Below are 18,789 nucleotides of genomic sequence, written 5' to 3' on the forward strand. Positions count from 1 at the left end.
AACCTCTAGTTCAAAACCGCAAACACAATTTCATCGCCATTGGCGATGATTGAACCGTCGTACTGACGAAGCAAACGTTCTCGGGTCGCTGCTGCGCCACCGCTTAGTCGCGGTATTAATCGAAGCCTTATGCCGCCAGCCTCGGTGTGTTCATACACCCACTCCTCAAAATCGGGTGGGCTGACTGGCAATGGAATTCCGTCTGGCATTAAGGCGAGAGACAAAGGCCCATTCGGCGTGGGGCAGGCCACAGCTGAAATAACTGCGGCATGGCCTGCCGTAGCTGGAGCTGGATAGGCGTGGCGCGTGTTGAACTGACCATGATCCCCATCGGGATACACTGCTGCGCACAACATGATTTTTCCTTTGATGACTTCAAGTTGCACGGCAACCTCATTGACTGTGTCTTGAACCGATTGCCCCTGTTGGGTATTGGTGCTCAAACGTGCATAGGCAGCACCCACAATGGCCAGCAAACCAATGCCGTACAAAATGTAGGAAGCGATGAATCCGCTTTGTTGCTGAAAGAATTTCCTGTTCACGATTTTTTTAACCTCGGTTTCTTGCACGGATTTCGGTGCATACCGGGTTAACGGGTGAATACATACAAGCCCACATCCCTTGCTTTGGTGAAACATGACGAAAAAAAAGCCCGCTGTTGCGGGCTTGGTGAAGTTGCAGCGATTTAATTTTCCTGAATCACCTTGAAGTAAACATACTTGGTGTCGCTGGTGGCTATACAACCCTCAGGCCAACCCGCTACGCCAGTTACCGAAGAAATACCGCCATCGGTTGTACCGGTAGTCCATACCGACAAGGCAGTGCCCGCAGCTGGAATGGTTGATGCACCGTAAAGCAGGGTATTCACACGACCGCAAACGTCTTGCCTGAGCCCTGGCAGTATTACCATGGGGTCGGCTGCACCGGTTGCCAAGGCGTTTCCCACTGTCACTTTGTTGATGTACCAGTGACCCGCTGAATTGGCCGTAGGAGACTTGATTGTCGTGTCCTCACCATTGGCAAAAGCTGTGGTGGGCATGATTTGTGGGGAAGCATATCGAGCGGTGGGATCGAACAGCCCCTGGTTGGCGGTGTTCGAAAAATCAAGTGTCGATTGAACAGCCGACGAGCCAAAATCACTCGAGTACCTGGCCACACCGTCGCGCAAATCACTGGCCTGCTTCAAAATTACAGACGCATTGACTTTCGCCTGCTCCACATCGGTTTGTGAAGTTGGGCTTCGGTTGGCCAGTGCAAAACCACCCAGCACTGCTGTCATCAAGGCAATGCCGAACAGCAAGGCCGCCTGGATAAAACCCGCCTGGTTTTGCTTTCGCAAAAAGGCTGCGGGATTGGAAATAGACTTCATGACGTTCTCCTTAATTACCTGTGTTGCTCAAGCCTTTTTGATTTCACTTAGTTAACCCAACTCAACCTTGGCTTGCCTGCGGGCTTGCTCAAGTTCAGCGTTGAATTTCTCTAAAGCAAGGGCTTGAACAATGTCTTGCTTCAATTCTTCCAAAGTGGGTTTTTTCAGTTGTTTGCTGTCTTCAATCTTCAGCACCAAAAAGCCGTTGCGCAAACGCAGCACCTCACTGAATTCACCCTTTTTCATTTTCGACACCACGCGCCCCAGGTTGTAGGGCATTGCCTGAGCCACGGCATAACCGTCACCCTGCTCCACCAGTGGCTTTAGCTGATCAAGCGCGTCCTTGTCCCCCTTCTTTAATTTGTCCAGGGTTTGTTGCACATCGTTTTGGTCGTTGCTCAGGTAGTAACTGACTTTCCACTGCTGAAAATTTTGGTCTAGCACGTTGGCATCGTAGTAAGCTTTCACATCATCATCGCTCACGGCTTTGCGTAATTCTTCCATTCGTTTGGTGGTGTATAAGGTAGAAAGTACCTCTCGCTCTGCCGCACGAAGGGCCGCTTTGGCCTCTTCCACATACATCTCACGACCACGCTCCGCAGCCACCACCTTGTTAATGTAGCGGTCAATGACAATGGCCCGGTCCACACCCGATTGCAGCATGCCGCCCAATTCCATTTCGGTAATTTTCATGCCATTGATGCTGGCCACTTGGCGGTCTGATTGCCCTGAAGAATCACCTGCCGCAAATGCGCTGGCCACAGGCGAAACACTTGGATTGGAAGGGCCCTGAAAAGCCGTCCAACCCGCCCAGGACACCAAACCCACCAGGCCCAAAGCTGCTACCCCAAGGGTTAATTTTTGTTTGGCAAATGGCATGCCCACTTTGTTGTCCGATTCATTCATCGCCCTGCCCCCTCAATTTAACTTCCACTTTCTCGGTCATCCCTTTGACAATTGCCAACGAGGCCTGCCCTGCGCAACCCGCCAGACAAATTTCCTCGGCATGCCACACCACATCTTTCGAAATTCCCTGAATACTGTTCAATACGTACATAAACTCGGCATATTTGGAAGGGTCAGCAATATCAATCTTGATACTGTCGCGATTGGCAACCACCCGAACGTCAGGACTCAACCTGGCCAACACACGAGCATAATCTTCGTAAACTACCTTCCCCACTGCCACACGTTTCAAGGTGAATTCAGGTAGCTCCTGACTTTTCCGTTCAATCTCGTTGGTGCGCAAGAAGTCGTTGACTGAAAAGGCGGCAAGAATCACCATAACCACAGCACACATCATCGCGAATACAGGTGCCAATCCCATTAGGCGACTGGCCTCGGTTATCCACAAAGTACTGTTGTTTTTTAAATCCAGTTTCACTTGACTGACTCCTTCTTGCCTTGTTTACGTACACTAAGAAGCCCTTCCATATCCCTTAGATCGGTGACCACATCGCGCCCCAAGGAATCCAGGTAGTCTTGACTCACCCAACTGGGCAGGATCAATTCAAAAGACTCATCGTCCTCCCCCTTCATGCTGTATTTCTCGATCCAACCTCCCGATCGCACCACGGTTGCAGATACTTTTTGTATTCTGGAAATTTGGCGTGCAAGGGGTTGCTGCACGCTGAGCTTGATCAAGGTGGCGTTCAAATCGTTTTCAACAGCTTGGGCGTTCAGCCCGCTTGCAGCCTGGCTGTTGGTGTATGCACTTGCTGCCTGCGCCCCCAAAAACACCATGGATGCTGAAATCAACACACCAATTGATCCTTTCATCATCAAGGAACTGAAACGTTCAGTAATACCTTGAATGGCCTGGGGAATGCTGGTGAGCGGCTTGCCACCTTTGTGTTCAATTTCGACAATTTGCAGATCAAGTCCGATCAGATAATCTTTCAGTACATCCTGGTCGTTGCACAACAAGCGTACGCTGCCGCCTTCGATAATCAACGCAACCGAGTAGTCAGCACCGTGCATCAAGTAAATTGCATCGCCCACATGCAGGGGGCCATCGGGCAACACGTCTACAAAAGGCAAATTAAAACCTGGCGCTGAACTAAGCCACGCACTTTCAATGGCGAAGTAGTACACGTGGCCCGCACGTTCAGCAAGGTACGCATGCAGACGGTTGGTGCCCAATATAGCGTAGGCCTGGTTCATGACCACTTTCTGTGCACTGCCTGTACCCACAGGCAAACGCCCTGCAATCAGGTTGGAGTAAATGCTTTTTAGATTGATTGCTTCCACGGCTTAGGCTCCCGACAACACGACTTCATTTTGCAAATACACCACGGCCAGGCTGAACAACACCGCAATACCCGAGTACGCAAGAGAGGCTACAAATGCGATGACTGCAAATTTGCGCGCGGCGCTGTTGGCTTTGTCATCCCGGGTTTGTGAAATCGAGGCCAGGCATTCGGCCAGTTGTGCCTGGTCTTTGTGCGCGCGAATCAGCAAGCGTTCGCTGCTGTCCAGCAAGGGGTGATTGAAAGCCACAGCAGGCTGCTCTCCAATTTCACTGCGATCGGTGATGGTTTGCCAGAACAGGGATACCGTGGGTGTAATGGTGCCTTTTCGCGCAATTTGCACCGCATTCAAAAAAGCCACGCCACCCGTTAACAAGGAGCCCAACACCCGGGTTGTTGCGGCAATGCCCGAGCAAATCAGCAGCTCACCAATCACAGGTACTTTTTCCAGAATTCCGAAGGCTTGCGTGCGGGTTTTTTGATCAGGCGACAACACCAGCATGGTGAAATAAATCAGGATCAAAAAGAAGACAAATGAGAAAACCAGCAAACCATTGTTCACCCATTCAGCCAAGGCAAGAGAGCTGTTGTATTGCGCAACCTTGGCGGGGTCTTCGCTCATCAATGGTGTTGCTTTCAATTGCTCAATCAAACCAAAACGCATACCAATCACCGTAGACACCGCCATGATCAAATCCAGTGCAGTCCAGGTGACGGCACCAAACATCAGCTTCAGTGTTGCTGAGCCCTTCTCATAAAAACTCACTGCTGTTTCAAGGGCCTCACTCAACTGGCCAGCCGCCTCGCCTGCGCTTAACACTGCGAGTGTGGAATCATCAAACCAGTTCAACAGCTCCACTGCCGCCACAAAACCAAAACCCTGGCGCAATGCATTCAAGGCCTGGTTCAAAATCAAACGCGGCTCGCCCAACTCACCCAGTATTACCTGCTCCAGCGACTTCTCGGGCGACAAACCCGAGCGCACATTGAATGCAAGCGCCTGCAGAAATTTTTGTTTGTAACTTCGACTTACCTTCGAGCCAAACAGGCGAGACAACCTACCTTTGGCTTGTAGTTCGATCACATCCAGCACCACACCGCCACGGTCAATGACTTGCTGAATTGCCTCACGCTTTCTGGATGCGGTAATCACCAACTGGTGGCGAAAATAACCGCTCAAGCGATCGTCAGGCCGAGCGGTTGCATCCAGCATTTGCGGAGCAAGGTAATCTACACGGAAATTTGAAATTGACATGCTCAGTCCCCCGCCACACCAAGTATCTGAAGAACGCTGGGCCAGTCGACCATGCCTTGGTCCAAAAGGGTTTGCAGGGTTTGAAGTCGGCTGGTGTAGTCAACGCCGTTCTCTTCGCATAAATCAACGGGAAGCTCCAGGTTGTGGCTTTTGAAAGCCTTCACGAAACGGCCCCGCATGGTTTCCTCGGCTGGCACATGCATGGTTTCATGCGCAGCAACCCGGCCTGAATAACCCAAACCAGCGCAGCGAGTACAGCCCACCTTGTGACGCAAACCAGCGCGTGGTTGAATTAAACCACCGGTGAGCCGAAACGCCTGTGACTGAAAGTGTTCAAGCATTTCACCTTGTACGGGTTTGGCACAAGAACACAGGCGACGTACCAAACGCTGATGGATAACCACACGCAAAAAATGCGCGAGCAAAAATTCAGAATCGGAGCGGTGGGCGGGGTCGATCATGGACAAGAAACGTTCACTGACCTGCAACACGCTGTTGGCGTGAATGGTGGAAATAACCAAGTGACCACTTTCTGCAAAAGCCAAGGCAGCGCGGGCTGAGTCTGCATCACGCACCTCACCAAAAATAAGAATGTCCGGGTCTTGGCGAAGTATCGAGCGCTCAAGCTCAATGGCCTTTTGCTTGACCAAGGCCTGCAATTGAATTTGCTTGGCAAAAGGCAAAATGTATTCGACTGGATCTTCCACGGTGATCACATTCATGGCGTCTCGCCGAAAGCCACACGCCACTGTGTATTGCGTGGTACTTTTGCCTGAGCCCGTTGCGCCAGAAATAAACACCAGCCCCCCGGTTTTACCGGTTTGGTTGGTGATACTTTTGATCAACTCGGTCATTTTCGGTTGACCGGGAAACAGGGCACCCAGGCTAGGCAACAGCGAGGCGTCCAATGCACGGAGCACCACCGATTCGCCATCCACCAAGGGTTGCGTGGAAATTCGAAAATCCACCACGCGGCCTTCGTGCTCAACAGTCAGGCGACCATCCTGGGCTGTGCGGCTATTGGATGCATCCATGCCCGCTTCAATCTTGATACGGGCCACCAGCGATTGCATCAACAACTCGGGCAGCAAATGGGTTTGCCGCATCACCGAATCCACCCGGTACGCAATCCAGGCATCGGGATCACCTTTGCGGCTCAGGTGGATGTCGCTCGCGCGAAGCGACAAGGCCTCTTTCAACACGGCGTACACCAGGCTGCGCAATCGCCCGGCCTCCAGCCCTTCATGTCGAAGTACTGTGATCAAACCATTGACCGACCCGGATTGTTCGATGCGCAGCAGCAAGTCACACACCTCTTGGCGGCTGGATGGCAAGAACTTCAGTGCAGAAACAGGGGCACGCAGAATTTGGCGAATTCGATCCTGCTGTGCCGCTTTCAACGGCTGCGCACAACGCAGGGTGAGCACCCCCTTTGAGAACTCGGTGGGCACACACACAAATCGACGACAAAACTCCAGCGGCAAAATGGTTTGCAAAGTGAAATGATCGCCAATGACATTGGAGTCTTCCTGGGAACCGGGGTCAACCAAGTCATCCAGATTCAGAAATCGTGAGCGCAAGGCGAGGCTGCCCAACTCGGCAGACCGACCCTCTCCACGCAAGTGTGTGTGTTGTTGGCGAAGCAAATTGAGCTGATGGTCATCCAGCCCGGCTTGTACCAAATCTGCTTCAAGTGATTTCATTCGGATTGTTTCCTTCAGTTGGGAAAGCCAGTGCCAAAACCAGGTTGATTGTTGCCGCCCAGATTGCCACCAAAACCACCATTGCCACCACCAAACCCGGAGCCAAAGTTGCCGCCTTGCTGCCCCCCCAAAGTGCCTGAAGGCGAAAATGTTTGTGTTCGCAGCACGGGCACCAAATGATCAAACTGATCGGTTTCCACTTTCAGCAACTGTGAGTCGCTGGGCACTTGCGGCAGCCCACCTGCGCTCGACTCAAGCGCGCCATAAAACACATTGACCCAGGTCCCGTTTTCACTTAACCAATCCACTGTGATGTCTTGCCCGTTGACCGCGGCCCGCAAAGGGTAGCCGCTGACATTTTCTGTTTTGCCCACTCGCAAACGAAGTGCACCCGACGAACGCGACACCGGGCGAGGAATCACCACAGCAGGGGGAGGTTCGCCACGGCCATTGCCAGCCTGTTGAGTGACAGCAGGCTGAATGACTTGCTGGGGCGTGAAATCGTTCTCGACCCGTCGCATCACAATGGCACCCTGAAAATAGGCGGTCACCTGCATATTGCTGAACAGGTTAATCAGCGGCACCGGCAACACCGGGGAATTCAAGGCTTGTTGGCGAATGTTCAAATCTTCTTGAGTAATTCGTCGCTCGGCCTGCCGGCGCAACTCGGCAGCATCGCTGGTGGCTGCTGGTTCTGCCGGGCGCTGCGTGGCTCCAACAGAATCTGGCCCACTTGCCGCTGGTGCACCCTGCAACATGGCAGGGCGAATCAAGGGATTCGCAATGGTTTGCTGCGACAACACTCCACCCGACCATGCAGCGCAGGTACCGGCCAGGCAATAAGTAACAAGGTGTTTTTGAAAGGCATGCATGAATTCACTGCTCCTGAAACGGGGTCAGTTTCGAGATCATTTGAACTTGCGAGGGCACAAAACCCAGGCTTGTCGACAAACGCAAGGGACCACCCACGGCCGCTGCCACGGGTTCAACTGCGCTGGGTGCCTTGGGTTCAATTCGGCGTTTGATCGGAGCTGGCATTTCCAACACGGGCAACTGCGCTGCGGGTTGTTCCAGCTTGGCCACTTCACCGAACAACAACAAACGCGGGCGAATGGTCACCACCAGTTCGGTTTGCTTGGTGCTCTCGGTGCGGCTGCGTGTGCCCAGCCCACTTTGAAAATCATCTTGGGCGCGCGAAACAGTAATACCACCCAGCAAAATAGTGTCGCCGGGGCGACAACGCACTTGGGTTTTCAGTTCGCGGTCAGCGACCTCAGGCAAGTTCAAATCCACGCCCAAGGCAGTGAAACGCTTCAGCGCCAAGAGCTCGGTGATTGAAATATTGATGCGGGTGTAAATGGTGGAATCATGTGCCTCGCCTGTTAGCGACACTTCAAGACCGGTGCGCAGATTCTGCGTATCGGCGGTCGATTGCGCCACTCCGTTCACAATTTGCGAACCCACACGCGACACAAATGTGGTGGACTGGCCCACGCGAATATTGCCGTTGGTGCCATTCATCAAACCAATTTTTGGTTGGCTCAATGTTTTGACATCGCCTTGCGACTTTAAAAAATCAATCAGGAAATTGGTCGAAAAATTTTCACCAAAAATCAGGGTTTCAATGCCAGTGGCAGTGCGTGTCAACTGCGTAATTCGATCAGCTGTGCTCGAAGCGCCCGCAATGGAAGAATCTGGCGCGGTATTGATGCCATTGCCAGTTTTGTACAACTCCCAACGCACCCCCATATTGTTGGAGTCATTCAGATCAACTTGCAAAACATTCATGTCGTACACGATCAGCGAACGCGTCGCCCGTGCACGCTCCAGATAATTTTGAATGTCATTCAAGGCCCGGCGGTTGGCGCGAAACACCAGTGATCGGTTAATGCGGTCCAGGTAAACATCGCGTGCGCCCAAGTACTGCATGGTGTTGGTAATGCCAGCCATGCTGTCCTCGTTCAGCACAGGCGGCATCGTGACGACAAACTGTTGCTCAGGCATGATCCTCAACACGCCCGACTCAGTCACTGTCCAGAAAAACCCCATGATCTCGCCCAACTTGTTCATCACCTGCGGCAAAGTGCCACTGAGATTGTTCAGCGTAACCACCCCATAACGGGACGCTGCATCCGCCCCACCCTCAAAACTCAGTGGCATGTTGGTGCTGGCGAAAATCAGCTGCAGCACATCGAACAAGCCGCGTTCTGTCACCGACAGGTTCTCGACCATGCGGTTTGGCAACTCGCCTTCGGAAATTTGTGGCCGAACCCAGAAAGTATCGGAGGGCAAACGCTCAATCGGCAAGGTCACCTGGGGTGCTGCCTGACTGGCTCCGGTTATTTCCGGTGCTTTCAGTTTGGCCCGAAACTCATCTTCCTGCCCGAATGGCCTTAAAGATGAACAAGCCACTGCGCTGAATGCGACAGCCGCGTAAACACCAATTTTGCTTACCGTCAAAGCGGTGTTTAATGCGGTGTTGGGTTTCATACTGTCGCTCATCCTTTTTAATCGGTACTGTTGAGTATCCCGATGCAGGATGGGTTAGACATCCCTCTAAGGAGTCACCTCGCCGACCCCACCTTTTCGCGGGATAAGGCGGGGTTAACCGACATTGAAGGAGCAATTCATGAATTGGCTTACGATCAAAAACACCTTGGTGGCTTGTGCAGCAGGCTTGTTGATGACTAGCACGGTGTACGCGCAGGAATCTGCCCCCGTGAAACGAATGAACACACAAGACATTACCTCGAAGGTGGTGTATCACATTGACGGTGCCGAACAACCGCTGAAGGCGCTGCGCAATATTCGCAATCACCTGGATGTTTCACCGAGAACCACCATCATTGTGGTGACCCATGCCAATGGCGTGGACTTTTTAATGGAAGGTGCCAAGCATGCTGAAACGGGCACACAATACGCCCCACTGGTGAGCGCACTGACCGCCCGCGGCGTGGTGTTCGAGATTTGCGAAATTACCTTGAAAAACCGCAATTTAAAGAGAGACCAGTTTGTGCTCGATGCGACATTCACGCCATCAGGCGTGGTTCGTGTGGCCGACCTGCAAACCCAACAGGGTTTTGCCTACATCAAACCTTAATACCCGCTTGCCATGCAATTGAACTCTCACAAGGCCGTATCACCTCTCACCGTGTTGTGGTGCGGGGCATTCATCATGACCATCTCATTGGGCATACGCCACTCATTCGGGCTTTTTTTACAGCCCATGAGTTTGAGCAATGAGTGGGGGCGTGAGGTGTTTGCCTTTTCAATTGCCATGCAAAACCTGGTGTGGGGGGTTGCGCAACCCTTTGTGGGCAGAATGGCCGATCGACTGGGGTCAGCCGTCACCATGATTCTGGGTGGTGCACTGTACACACTGGGTTTGTTTTTGATGGCCATGGCCGAGAGCCCCGGCATGCTGACCTTGAGCGCCGGTGTTTTGATTGGCCTAGGTTTAAGCGGAACCACCTTCCCTGTGGTGTTTGGCGCGGTCAGCCGTGCCATGCCTCCTGAAAAACGCAGCATGGCCATGGGCATTTCCATGGCTTTGGGCTCACTGGGGCAGTTCGCGTTTTTGCCCGGTGGTTTATTTTTGATCAACCAGGTGGGTTGGTCTTCGGCACTCACCATTCTGGCGTGTTTTGCGGTGATTATTCTTGTGTTGGCCTGGCAATTGATTGAACCCAAAGCCAAGCCCCTGAAAACGGATGATGCACCTTGCAGTGCCGAGTGCCCGAACACCGCAGCCAGCCATCGGGAAGCACCTGCAGACAAAGAGCTGGGCATGTGGGCCTCGCTGGGGCAAGCCATAAGGCATCGCGCCTTTCTCATGCTGAGCGTGGGTTATTTTGTGTGCGGCTTTCAAATTCTGTTCATCAGCGTGCACCTGCCCAGCTATCTTCAAGACAGCGGCATACCTGCCAGTGCGGGCAGTACAGCCTTGGCCTTGATTGGCCTGTTTAATATATTGGGAAGCTACCTGGCCGGCTTGTGGGGTGGCAAGTTCAGAAAACCCATGCTGCTGACTGGCATTTATGGCTTGCGCGGAGTGCTGATTGTGGCTTTTATCCTGACTCCCTTAAGCACATGGAGTGTGTACTTGTTTGCAGCGGGCATGGGCGTGTTGTGGTTATCCACCGTGCCTTTAACCACAGGTACCGTATCAGCCATGTTTGGTGTCAAAAACCTGTCCATGCTTGGGGGGTTGGTGTTCATGTTCCACCAAATTGGTGCCTTTGTAGGCGGCTGGCTGGGCGGCCTTTTGTTTGATGCCACTGGCAGCTACACACTGGTGTGGTGGATATGTGTGGCTTTAAGTGCAATTGCCGCTGCGGTAAACTGGCCTATCCAGGAACAAAGCGCAACCCCCAATGAGCCCGCAGCCCAAGCCGCCTGAAAATACAGATGCCAACACACCACTGATGCCACGCTGGGCCAAGGTGGTGTTGGTGGCGTTTGCCTTGCTGGTGATGTTGGGCTATGCAAGCCCCGACATGCGGGCAGTGTATGTGGCCGCATGGGCAGCGTGCTTTTGAATACCCAGGCTTTTAGCTGAAAAAACCAAACACCCACGGTATTAAAAGCGCACCAAAAATGCCGTGTAAACCCATACCCAGACTGGCGTAGCGCCCAGCCTCGGGGTGTACTGAAAATGCTCGTGCCGTGCCAATGCCATGCGCGGCAAGCCCCATGGTAAAACCGCGCACCCACCAACGCTTCATGCCCATTGAATTAAACAGCCAAGTACCTACAGCCGCCCCCAGAATACCTGTCACGATTGCAAACAAAGCCGTGAGCGTGGGCGAGGCGCCAATGCGTTCGCTCACACCCATGGCGATTGGTGCGGTCACCGATTTCGCCCAGAGGCTTTGAACAATATCTAAATTCGCACCCAGCATATAAGCCGTACCCAACGCACTACCAATCGACAAAGTGCCACCCACCAACAAGGCCACAGTCAACAAAGCCAAGGTACGAATGGTCTGTCCTTTAACTGCGGTGAGGCCCTGGTAAATAGGCACAGCCAAAGCCACGGTGGCCGTGCCCAATAAAAAGTGAACAAACTGGGCACCTTCAAAATACTGCTGATAATTTAAGCCCGTAATTTGCAAGAATGCAGCCAACAACAACACGGCAATCATGACCGGGTTGGTGAACGGATGTTGTCCACTTTTTTTGTAACACCACAGGCCAATTTGGTATGCCAGCAAGGTGAGAAACAAAGCGCTGAGCGGATTACCGCTGAGGTAAACCCAAATTTCAGGAAGCTCCAGCACGCGGCGGGCAGACTCATTCATTTTTGCTACCCTCGCTCACTTCACCCGGCATGAAGCGGGCAGCCAGCTTGTCGAGCAACCAGGCAGTGCCCACCAAAGTCACCACCACACTGACCAGCAAAGTAATCAAAATCACCAAACCAAATTCGGCCAGCACCGGCCAAAACACCACCACACCCACCGCAGCTGGCACAAACAGCAAACCCAGGTTTGCGGTGAACACATTGGCAGTCGATTGAATATCAGCGGGCACACCGCCCTTGATGAAGAAGAACACCAACAATACGATCAAACCCAGTACGGGACCGGGAATAGATGGGAACAGGGCAAAGCTGAGCAACTCGCCCAAAGCCTGAAAAGCAAGAAGTATCGTCAATGATTTAAGCATGTGGCAGTGTAGCGCCATGAAATTTTTATAGTCAACCTGAAAAAGCGTGAGGCGTTAGAATGAAGTGGACAGCAATTGATTCAGAACAAAACCCAAGGAATACACCATGAACAAATTCAAACTTTCAGCAATCGCCCTTACTTTGTTTGCAGCAGGCTGTGCCAGCAACGGCGGCGGCATATTTCAGCAACCACAAGCCCCACAACAGCCTGCCCCCGGGTCGCCCGTGGCCGTAGCCGGTTGCCCGGTTGCCCCTGAGCGCAAAGTAGACAACACTAAAACTGCAATTGGTACCGCAGTGGGTGCAATTGGTGGTGCCATTGTGGGCAACAGCATTGACGGCAAAGACACCGTACGCGGTGCGGCCTTGGGTGGCCTGTTCGGCTACCTGGTGGGCAGCCAGATTGCCGTGCGTGAGCAACGCGATGGTTCTGTGATGCTGGACATTCCTGGTGCCGCCTTGTTTGACACCAACAAAACAGCAATCAAATCGCAATTTGCCGGTACATTGGACCAAATTGCAGCCACACTGCGCGACAACCCCAACACCATTGTGTGCGTGATTGGCTACACCGACAGCACCGGCAGCGACGAGTACAACCAGGACCTGTCAGTGCGCCGCGCACAATCGGTGACCAGCTTTTTGACCGGCAAGGGTATCGATGGAGGTCGCTTGACTGCTGCGGGCTTGGGCGAACGCTTCCCGGTAGCCACCAACGACACTGAAGCAGGACGTACACAGAACCGTCGCGTTGAAATGTACGTGCGCAACTGAATCCGATTCAGCTGCCTTTGGCGTGCTGCGATAATAAAAAAAGCCACCCGCAAAGGTGGCTTTTTTGTCGAGCGAAACAAGTAAAACGGATTATGCAGTTTCTTTCGGCTTGTCGCGAAGTTCGCGGCGCAAAATTTTGCCCACAGGCGTTTTAGGCAAATCGTCCCGGAACTCTACGAATGACGGGATTTTGTAGCCAGTCAGGTTTTGGCGGCAATGCGCGATCAAATCTTCTTTGGTCACACTGGCGTCTTTCTTCACCACCACCAACTTCACTTTCTCTCCGGTGACTGGGTCGGGTACACCCACCACGCCACATTCCAGAACACCAGGATGCTGGGCAACCACGTCTTCAATTTCGTTCGGGAACACGTTGAAGCCGCTTACGATAATCATGTCTTTCTTGCGGTCCACAATCTTCACAAAGCCTTGCTCGTCCATGGTGCCAATGTCACCTGTCGCCAGCCAACCGTCTTTGTCGATTGTTTTGGCGGTTTCTTCAGGGCGGTTCAAGTAACCCAACATCACTTGTGGACCACGCACACAAATTTCACCAGGTTCATTCAAACCAGCCCACAGACCATCGTCGCGCTTCAAACGCACCTCGGTGCCAGGAATAGGCAAACCGACATTGCCGCGGAATGCGGGGCGCTCAACACCATGCAAGGGGGGCACAGTCACCACCGGCGAAGTTTCTGTCATGCCGAAGCCTTCAGAAATTGCACAACCAGTCACTTTGTACCAACGCTCAGCGATGGGCTGTTGCAGTGCCATGCCGCCGCTCATTGCAAACTTCATATCCGAGAAATCGCGATTGCAGAATTCTTCGTTGTTCAGGAAAGCATTGAACAGCGTATTCACCGCAGTGATTACATGGAATTTTTCCTTGCGCAGCACCTTCATCACGGTGCCCACGTCACGCGGGTTGGCAATCAGAATATTGCGTGCACCGAAAGTCATGAACAACATGCAGTTCACGGCCAGTGCGTAGATATGATAAAGCGGAAGCATGGTGACCACGCAAATCGGGTCTTTGCCAATGGCTTCGCTCATCCAGGCCAGGCCCTGTTCCATATTGCTCATTAGGTTGCGTTGGGTCAGCATTGCGCCTTTGGACACGCCAGTGGTGCCACCGGTGTATTGCAGCAACGCCACATCGTCCAGCTTCGGGCTGGGTTTTGGAAAAGAAACACCCTTGCCAGCAGCCAGTGCTTTCTTGATGGGAACCGCTTGTGGCAGGTTGTAAGCAGGTACCATTTTCTTGACCTTGCGCATCACAAAGTTCACGATCAGGCCCTTCAAGCCACCCAGCAAATCGCCCAGCTGCGTGATAACAATATTCTTGACCTTGGTACCCTCGAGCGATTGCTGCAAGGTGTTGGCAAAGTTCTCGAACACCACGATGGTGGTTGCGCCAGAGTCTTTCAACTGATGGTTCAATTCACGCACGGTGTACAGGGGGTTGACGTTGGTCAGCGTACAACCCAGCTTCATGGCACCCACAAAGCACACGGGGAACTGCACGCAATTGGGCAGCATGATAGCCACAACATCACCAGCTTTGACACCAATGGACTTCAAGTAGCCGGCAAACTGATCGGACATGTCATCGACCTGTTTGTAGGAGAACTCTGTACCCGCTGAAACGAAGGCTGGACGGTCAGCGTACTTTTTCAAACACTCAGCAACCAATTCCAGCATGCTGGTGTAACGCAGAGGTGGCATGTCGCCTGATACGCCAGGAGGGTAGCTTTTGGTCCAGTAACGGGACTCGAAAAGCTCTTGCGCTTCTTTGCTGACAAAACCATTGAATTGATCGGGCGATACCTTAGGGGCGGCCTCGTCGGGACGTGCTGACATGTACTGATCTCCTGTAAACCGAGCGGATGCGGCCAAGGAGGTGCCACTTTGGGTGGCTTTTTATGTCTCCCCGGCTGAGCCTGCGTAGGCTCGGTTTTTATAAGTGTTGTATAAGACTTCCGGCAAATTCAACAATACCATTCTTCCTGCAATTTTGGTAAGAATCGCGTAAGTTAGCCCAAAGATTTCAGGATTTTAGACGCAGTACTCGATTTACCGGCGCAATTTTCCCATCCGAAAAAACATCAAATATGCAGCAAATTCCTCTGCTTGATCTCGGCACGGGTCAGGACTGGAGTGATGCAGGCATCCGCATTGCCAAACACCTGCTCCCAATGGGCAAGGGGTTGAGAAGCAATCAGCGCCTTCATGTCAGCCAGCATTTGAACTGCGGGCGGGGTGCCTGGCATGGCACCTCGGCTCCAGTGAATATTCACCCACTCTGGCTTGCCCATGGCCTCGCAGGCCACTTTCCAGAACTTGTGCTCGAGCGAGCCCACCGCCAAATGACGCTGGTCCGCAGTTTTGTAAACGTTGTAACAAGCCAAGCCACCGCTGAGTAAGTCGTCTTGATGACGGGCAGGCTTGCCACTGAGCATGATCCACATTTGTTCCATGCTCTCGGGCATGATGTTTTGCTTCCAGAGGTTGTGGGTCATGGACACATCCACAAACGTGCCCTGCCCTGTACGCTGCGCTTTCAGCAAAGCTGCCAGGATGCCCTGCACGGCCGCAGACGTGCCACCAAACAAATCACCAAACTGAACAGCAGGCACCGGGATATCGCCGTCGGCTGTTTGCAAACCATCGAGCACGCCACTTAAGGCCATGTAGTTGATGTCGTGACCAGCCTTTTCAGCCAATGTACCTTTCTGGCCATAACCGGTGATGCAACACATCACCAGCTTCGGGTTCAGCGCTTTCAAAGTGTCGTAGTCACAGCCCATGTCCGCCATGACGCCGGGACGGAATCCATCAATCAGCACATCGGCCTTGGCAGCATGATCCTTCAAAGCCTGAATGCCCTCGGGCGTGCGAAAGTCGGCAGTCACAATCTGTTTGCTACTGTTCAACGCGGCATACAACATGGGCATGCTTTTGGCATCATCCCCATGGGGCGGCTCCATCTTGATGACCTTGGCACCCATTTGCTGCAGGATCAGCGACGTGGCTGGTCCGGGCAAATTGCGCGACAAATCGAGCACAGTAATGCCTTCGAGCAAGGTGGGGTCTTGAATGGGTGACATGTGTGACGGCCTCGGTGATTAATTGTGGGATAACGATGTTGAATTTGAAGAGGAACGGTGCAACTCGGCTTGAGGCACCATTCGCTTCGCCCTAAGCAAGGTTTCTCGATCCGGCTTGATGCTTCTGGCTTGGGGCATGCGAAACGCCACGGCGTCTTCGCATCGATTGCTTACAGCAATCGCCCCTCGCTGCGAATCCGCCGGGAAACCTTGCAAAGTCGGTCAAAGCGAATGGTGCCCCGAGCCAAGCCAGGGCACCGCTCACATTTGCATTCGCCTTAAGAGTTCACAACCCTCAAGCGCTCACCCTGCACTGCCGCGCCATGGCTGACATTTGGCACATTGGCACATTCAAAACCGGGTGCGTAGGTTACAGAGTTGTCACCGAAGAATTCCTGCGGAGTAAACTCGTCCACCATAATGGCTTCCAGGCTGATGCGATTGGCACGGTCCAACAGCTTTTTGTCGGCTGCGGTAATGATGCCTTTGGCCAATGCGGCTTCTGCCATTTCCTGAACAGAGCCCTTGTCCACCAGCTTCGAGCGGCGCGCCTGAATCACTTTCATTTGCACCACTTCAGCTTCCTGCACAGCCTGGAAGGCTGCCATCAAGCGCTTCACACCTGTGGTTTGGGCCAACACTTCATCGCTGTCCAAATCCGCCAGGTTGAACTTGGGCATGTACAAGTCGCCAGTGATGCGGCCCAACTGTGCGCCACTCTTGGTGATTGTTTTGGCCACAGTGGGCACCAAACGATCCAGACCCGAACCCACAATCGGATTGATGCGCAAGCTGAAGTAACCCACGGTGCGCAACAGGAAACCAACGGCGTTGTTACCGAAGTTGGAATAGATGGACTCAAATGCCTTTTGCACTTTCGCCAATGCGTATTCACAGGCGTACTGCACCAATGGCAGGTCCTCCTTGATCTCACCTTCGGCCACATAGCGGCGAATGGTCGAAATTGCCAACAGTTGCCAACCCAAGGCATCCGCGAAATGGCCTGTCAGTTGCTGGCGTGCTTTCAGCTTGCCGCCCACAGTAATCAGCGCCATGTCGGTGAGGAATGAATAGCGCGACGATGCCCAAGCCAGCTTGCGCAAATAAGGCGTTACTCCATCTACTTTGGGTGTACTGGCCAGGTAACCACGGGTCAAAGTGAGGCCAACCAAGCGACCTGTGTTAACCACCATGTGACCGATCCAGCCCTTCAATGCACTGCTGAATGTAGGCAGGTCGTTGGCTTCCAATGCATTTGCAATTTTGAATGCATAGGGGTGGCAACGCACCGCACCTTGACCAAAAGTAATCAGCGAACGCGTCATGATGTTCGCGCCTTCAACTGTAATGGCGACTGGGGCTGAACAATAGCCACGGCCAATCACGTTGTTGGGGCCTTGCATCACACCAGCGCCGGCCATCACGTCCATGGCGTTTTTAGCTTGCTCACGTGAAAGTTCGGTGAGGTAGGCTTTCCATACAGCCGATACCACTGGGGGCTGTTCGCCGTTGTCCAGTGCGCTCAGCGCATACACACGCGCAGCTTCGCTGAGGTAAGCCATGGCTGCAATCTCGGCCAGCTTTTCCTGAATACCTTCCATCTCGGCAATGGGCATGCCGAACTGCTGGCGAACACGGGCGTATGCACCAGAGGCAGCCGCTGCTGCGCGGATGCCGCCAACCGCACCAGCCGGCAATGAAACCGCACGACCACCGGCCAGCTGTTCCATCAACATGCGCCAACCCTGGCCTGCGCACTCTTTGCCACCAATGATTTCATCGGCGTCAATTACCACATCGCGACCAATAATCGGGCCGTTGTAGAACGCATCGCCAATCGGCTGGTGATGTTTGCCCATTTCCAGGCCAGGTGTGCCACGGTGCACCAGTGCCACAGTGATGCCGGGCTCTACACCCTTGCCCAGCAAATTCTCGGGGTCGTGTAGTTTGAATGCCAGCGAAATCAGGTTGGCCACCGGTGCCAAAGTGATGTAGCGCTTGCGGAAGTTCAGCTTGATTTGAACCTTCCCTTCTGCGTTTTTAAACACCACACCGCGCGCCAGAATGGACGCTGCGTCGGAACCGGCTGTTGGCTCGGTCAATCCGAAACAGGGCAGGTATTCACCACTGGCCAGGCGTGGCAGGTAATGTTCTTTCTGTGCTTGAGTACCATAGTGCTTGATCAACTCAGCTGCACCCAAGCTGTTGGGAATGACCACCAAAGTGGACAGCAATGGGCTGTGCGCTGTAATCACCGACATGATGGTAGAAATGGCGTTGGCCGAAAATTCCAGACCACCAAACTTTTGCGGAATCAGGAAGGAATAAAAACCGGCAGATGCCAAAAAGTCGACTGCTTTTTTCGGAATGATGCGTGTGGTCGCAATTTCATGCGGGTCGCACATTTCGCACAGTTGCTGCACTGGGCCGTCGATGAAATCGCGCTCGCGCTGATTCAATTTCGAGTAAGGCTCGGCAAACATTTTTGCAAAATCGGGCTTGCCGGAAAACACTTGCCCGTCGATCCACACCGTGCCTGCTTCAAGCGCCTGGCGCTCGGTCGGCGAAATTTGCGGCATGGCTTTGGCTTTGATCAAGCCATTCATGATTGCTTTGAATACCATGGTTACTGCTCCTGTTTTCATCGTTCATTGCAAGGCTGGC

At 53.1% G+C, this 18,789-nt stretch carries 18 protein-coding genes; 4 read left to right on the top strand and 14 right to left on the bottom strand.

Features of this window, described 5'->3' with window-relative positions; genetic code table 11:
• Positions 1–5 precede the first annotated feature (5 nt).
• From PY990_RS02925 to PY990_RS02965, 9 genes are all read right to left on the bottom strand, one after another.
• Positions 6–542 carry a hypothetical protein gene (locus PY990_RS02925; protein ID WP_275270325.1) on the bottom strand — a complete coding sequence of 179 codons (537 nt, stop codon included), beginning with the start codon at positions 540–542 and terminating at the stop codon, positions 6–8.
• A gap of 143 nt (positions 543–685) precedes the next feature.
• Positions 686–1,369 carry a hypothetical protein gene (locus tag PY990_RS02930; RefSeq protein ID WP_275270326.1) on the bottom strand — a complete coding sequence of 228 codons (684 nt, stop codon included), beginning with the start codon at positions 1,367–1,369 and terminating at the stop codon, positions 686–688.
• A gap of 51 nt (positions 1,370–1,420) precedes the next feature.
• Positions 1,421–2,275, bottom strand: coding sequence for a peptidylprolyl isomerase (locus tag PY990_RS02935; RefSeq protein WP_275270327.1), 855 nt, complete (start codon positions 2,273–2,275; stop codon positions 1,421–1,423).
• Complete coding sequence (locus tag PY990_RS02940; protein ID WP_275270328.1) at positions 2,268–2,753, bottom strand: hypothetical protein; 486 nt, start codon at positions 2,751–2,753, stop codon at positions 2,268–2,270. The genes PY990_RS02935 and PY990_RS02940 overlap by 8 nt, the downstream gene beginning before the upstream one ends.
• Positions 2,750–3,619: a hypothetical protein gene (locus PY990_RS02945; RefSeq protein ID WP_275270329.1), complete on the bottom strand. Its 870-nt coding sequence runs from the start codon at positions 3,617–3,619 to the stop codon at positions 2,750–2,752. The genes PY990_RS02940 and PY990_RS02945 overlap by 4 nt, the downstream gene beginning before the upstream one ends.
• Positions 3,620–3,622: 3 nt before the next feature.
• Positions 3,623–4,873 carry a type II secretion system F family protein gene (locus tag PY990_RS02950; RefSeq protein WP_105027335.1) on the bottom strand — a complete coding sequence of 417 codons (1,251 nt, stop codon included), beginning with the start codon at positions 4,871–4,873 and terminating at the stop codon, positions 3,623–3,625.
• Between the two features lie 2 nt (positions 4,874–4,875).
• A complete protein-coding gene (locus tag PY990_RS02955) occupies positions 4,876–6,576 on the bottom strand; it encodes a GspE/PulE family protein (protein ID WP_275270330.1) in 1,701 nt (566 codons plus the stop codon).
• Between the two features lie 14 nt (positions 6,577–6,590).
• A complete protein-coding gene (locus tag PY990_RS02960; RefSeq protein WP_275270331.1) occupies positions 6,591–7,448 on the bottom strand; it encodes a hypothetical protein in 858 nt (285 codons plus the stop codon).
• Between the two features lie 4 nt (positions 7,449–7,452).
• Positions 7,453–9,066 carry a type II secretion system protein GspD gene (locus PY990_RS02965; protein WP_275270332.1) on the bottom strand — a complete coding sequence of 538 codons (1,614 nt, stop codon included), beginning with the start codon at positions 9,064–9,066 and terminating at the stop codon, positions 7,453–7,455.
• 139 nt (positions 9,067–9,205) lie between these two features.
• Here PY990_RS02965 and PY990_RS02970 point away from each other — a divergent pair, with 139 nt between their 5' ends.
• The 3 genes from PY990_RS02970 to PY990_RS02980 are packed head-to-tail and all read left to right on the top strand — an operon-like array spanning position 9,206 to position 11,114.
• Positions 9,206–9,676 (top strand): DsrE family protein, encoded by a 471-nt coding sequence (locus PY990_RS02970; protein ID WP_275270333.1) that lies wholly within the window; start codon positions 9,206–9,208, stop codon positions 9,674–9,676.
• A gap of 12 nt (positions 9,677–9,688) precedes the next feature.
• The gene (locus PY990_RS02975) at positions 9,689–10,975 is read left to right on the top strand and encodes an MFS transporter (RefSeq protein ID WP_275270334.1); all 1,287 of its coding nucleotides are present in this window, start codon (positions 9,689–9,691) and stop codon (positions 10,973–10,975) included.
• Positions 10,950–11,114, top strand: a complete 165-nt coding sequence (locus PY990_RS02980; protein WP_275270335.1) for a hypothetical protein — start codon at positions 10,950–10,952, stop codon at positions 11,112–11,114. Before PY990_RS02975 ends, PY990_RS02980 begins: the two co-directional genes overlap by 26 nt.
• A 12-nt stretch (positions 11,115–11,126) precedes the next feature.
• Here the strand turns inward: PY990_RS02980 and PY990_RS02985 are convergent, their stop codons facing one another.
• Together PY990_RS02985 and PY990_RS02990 are read right to left on the bottom strand one after the other, a co-directional pair.
• Positions 11,127–11,876, bottom strand: a complete 750-nt coding sequence (locus PY990_RS02985; RefSeq protein WP_275270336.1) for an LrgB family protein — start codon at positions 11,874–11,876, stop codon at positions 11,127–11,129.
• Positions 11,869–12,243, bottom strand: a complete 375-nt coding sequence (locus tag PY990_RS02990) for a CidA/LrgA family protein (RefSeq protein ID WP_275270337.1) — start codon at positions 12,241–12,243, stop codon at positions 11,869–11,871. The genes PY990_RS02985 and PY990_RS02990 overlap by 8 nt, the downstream gene beginning before the upstream one ends.
• A 106-nt stretch (positions 12,244–12,349) precedes the next feature.
• Between PY990_RS02990 and PY990_RS02995 the strand changes: the two genes are divergently transcribed.
• The gene (locus PY990_RS02995; protein WP_105027341.1) at positions 12,350–13,018 is read left to right on the top strand and encodes an OmpA family protein; all 669 of its coding nucleotides are present in this window, start codon (positions 12,350–12,352) and stop codon (positions 13,016–13,018) included.
• Between the two features lie 90 nt (positions 13,019–13,108).
• On the opposite strand, the gene PY990_RS03000 is transcribed toward PY990_RS02995, so the two are convergent.
• The 3 genes from PY990_RS03000 to PY990_RS03010 form a co-directional block, all read right to left on the bottom strand.
• Positions 13,109–14,878: an AMP-binding protein gene (locus tag PY990_RS03000; RefSeq protein WP_275270338.1), complete on the bottom strand. Its 1,770-nt coding sequence runs from the start codon at positions 14,876–14,878 to the stop codon at positions 13,109–13,111.
• 245 nt (positions 14,879–15,123) lie between these two features.
• Positions 15,124–16,125, bottom strand: a complete 1,002-nt coding sequence (locus PY990_RS03005) for a CaiB/BaiF CoA transferase family protein (RefSeq protein WP_275270339.1) — start codon at positions 16,123–16,125, stop codon at positions 15,124–15,126.
• Between the two features lie 278 nt (positions 16,126–16,403).
• On the bottom strand, positions 16,404–18,749 hold the full coding sequence (locus tag PY990_RS03010) for an acyl-CoA dehydrogenase (protein WP_275270340.1): 2,346 nt from the start codon (positions 18,747–18,749) through the stop codon (positions 16,404–16,406).
• Between the last annotated feature and the right edge of the window lie 40 nt (positions 18,750–18,789).

The sequence above is a fragment of the Limnobacter olei genome, from assembly GCF_029087225.1.
Taxonomy (GTDB): domain Bacteria; phylum Pseudomonadota; class Gammaproteobacteria; order Burkholderiales; family Burkholderiaceae_B; genus Limnobacter; species Limnobacter olei.

Bases quoted from the DNA above. Each gene is read 5' to 3' on its own strand.
- PY990_RS02930 (WP_275270326.1), bottom strand. From the start codon at position 1,369: ATGAAGTCTATTTCCAATCCCGCAGCCTTTTTGCGAAAGCAAAACCAG.
- PY990_RS02935 (WP_275270327.1), bottom strand. From the start codon at position 2,275: ATGAATGAATCGGACAACAAAGTGGGCATGCCATTTGCCAAACAAAAA.
- PY990_RS02950 (WP_105027335.1), bottom strand. From the start codon at position 4,873: ATGTCAATTTCAAATTTCCGTGTAGATTACCTTGCTCCGCAAATGCTG.
- PY990_RS02955 (WP_275270330.1), bottom strand. From the start codon at position 6,576: ATGAAATCACTTGAAGCAGATTTGGTACAAGCCGGGCTGGATGACCAT.
- PY990_RS02960 (WP_275270331.1), bottom strand. From the start codon at position 7,448: ATGCATGCCTTTCAAAAACACCTTGTTACTTATTGCCTGGCCGGTACC.
- PY990_RS02965 (WP_275270332.1), bottom strand. From the start codon at position 9,066: ATGAAACCCAACACCGCATTAAACACCGCTTTGACGGTAAGCAAAATT.
- PY990_RS02970 (WP_275270333.1), top strand. From the start codon at position 9,206: ATGAATTGGCTTACGATCAAAAACACCTTGGTGGCTTGTGCAGCAGGC.
- PY990_RS02975 (WP_275270334.1), top strand. From the start codon at position 9,689: ATGCAATTGAACTCTCACAAGGCCGTATCACCTCTCACCGTGTTGTGG.
- PY990_RS02980 (WP_275270335.1), top strand. From the start codon at position 10,950: ATGAGCCCGCAGCCCAAGCCGCCTGAAAATACAGATGCCAACACACCA.
- PY990_RS02985 (WP_275270336.1), bottom strand. From the start codon at position 11,876: ATGAATGAGTCTGCCCGCCGCGTGCTGGAGCTTCCTGAAATTTGGGTT.
- PY990_RS02990 (WP_275270337.1), bottom strand. From the start codon at position 12,243: ATGCTTAAATCATTGACGATACTTCTTGCTTTTCAGGCTTTGGGCGAG.
- PY990_RS02995 (WP_105027341.1), top strand. From the start codon at position 12,350: ATGAACAAATTCAAACTTTCAGCAATCGCCCTTACTTTGTTTGCAGCA.
- PY990_RS03000 (WP_275270338.1), bottom strand. From the start codon at position 14,878: ATGTCAGCACGTCCCGACGAGGCCGCCCCTAAGGTATCGCCCGATCAA.
- PY990_RS03005 (WP_275270339.1), bottom strand. From the start codon at position 16,125: ATGTCACCCATTCAAGACCCCACCTTGCTCGAAGGCATTACTGTGCTC.
- PY990_RS03010 (WP_275270340.1), bottom strand. From the start codon at position 18,749: ATGGTATTCAAAGCAATCATGAATGGCTTGATCAAAGCCAAAGCCATG.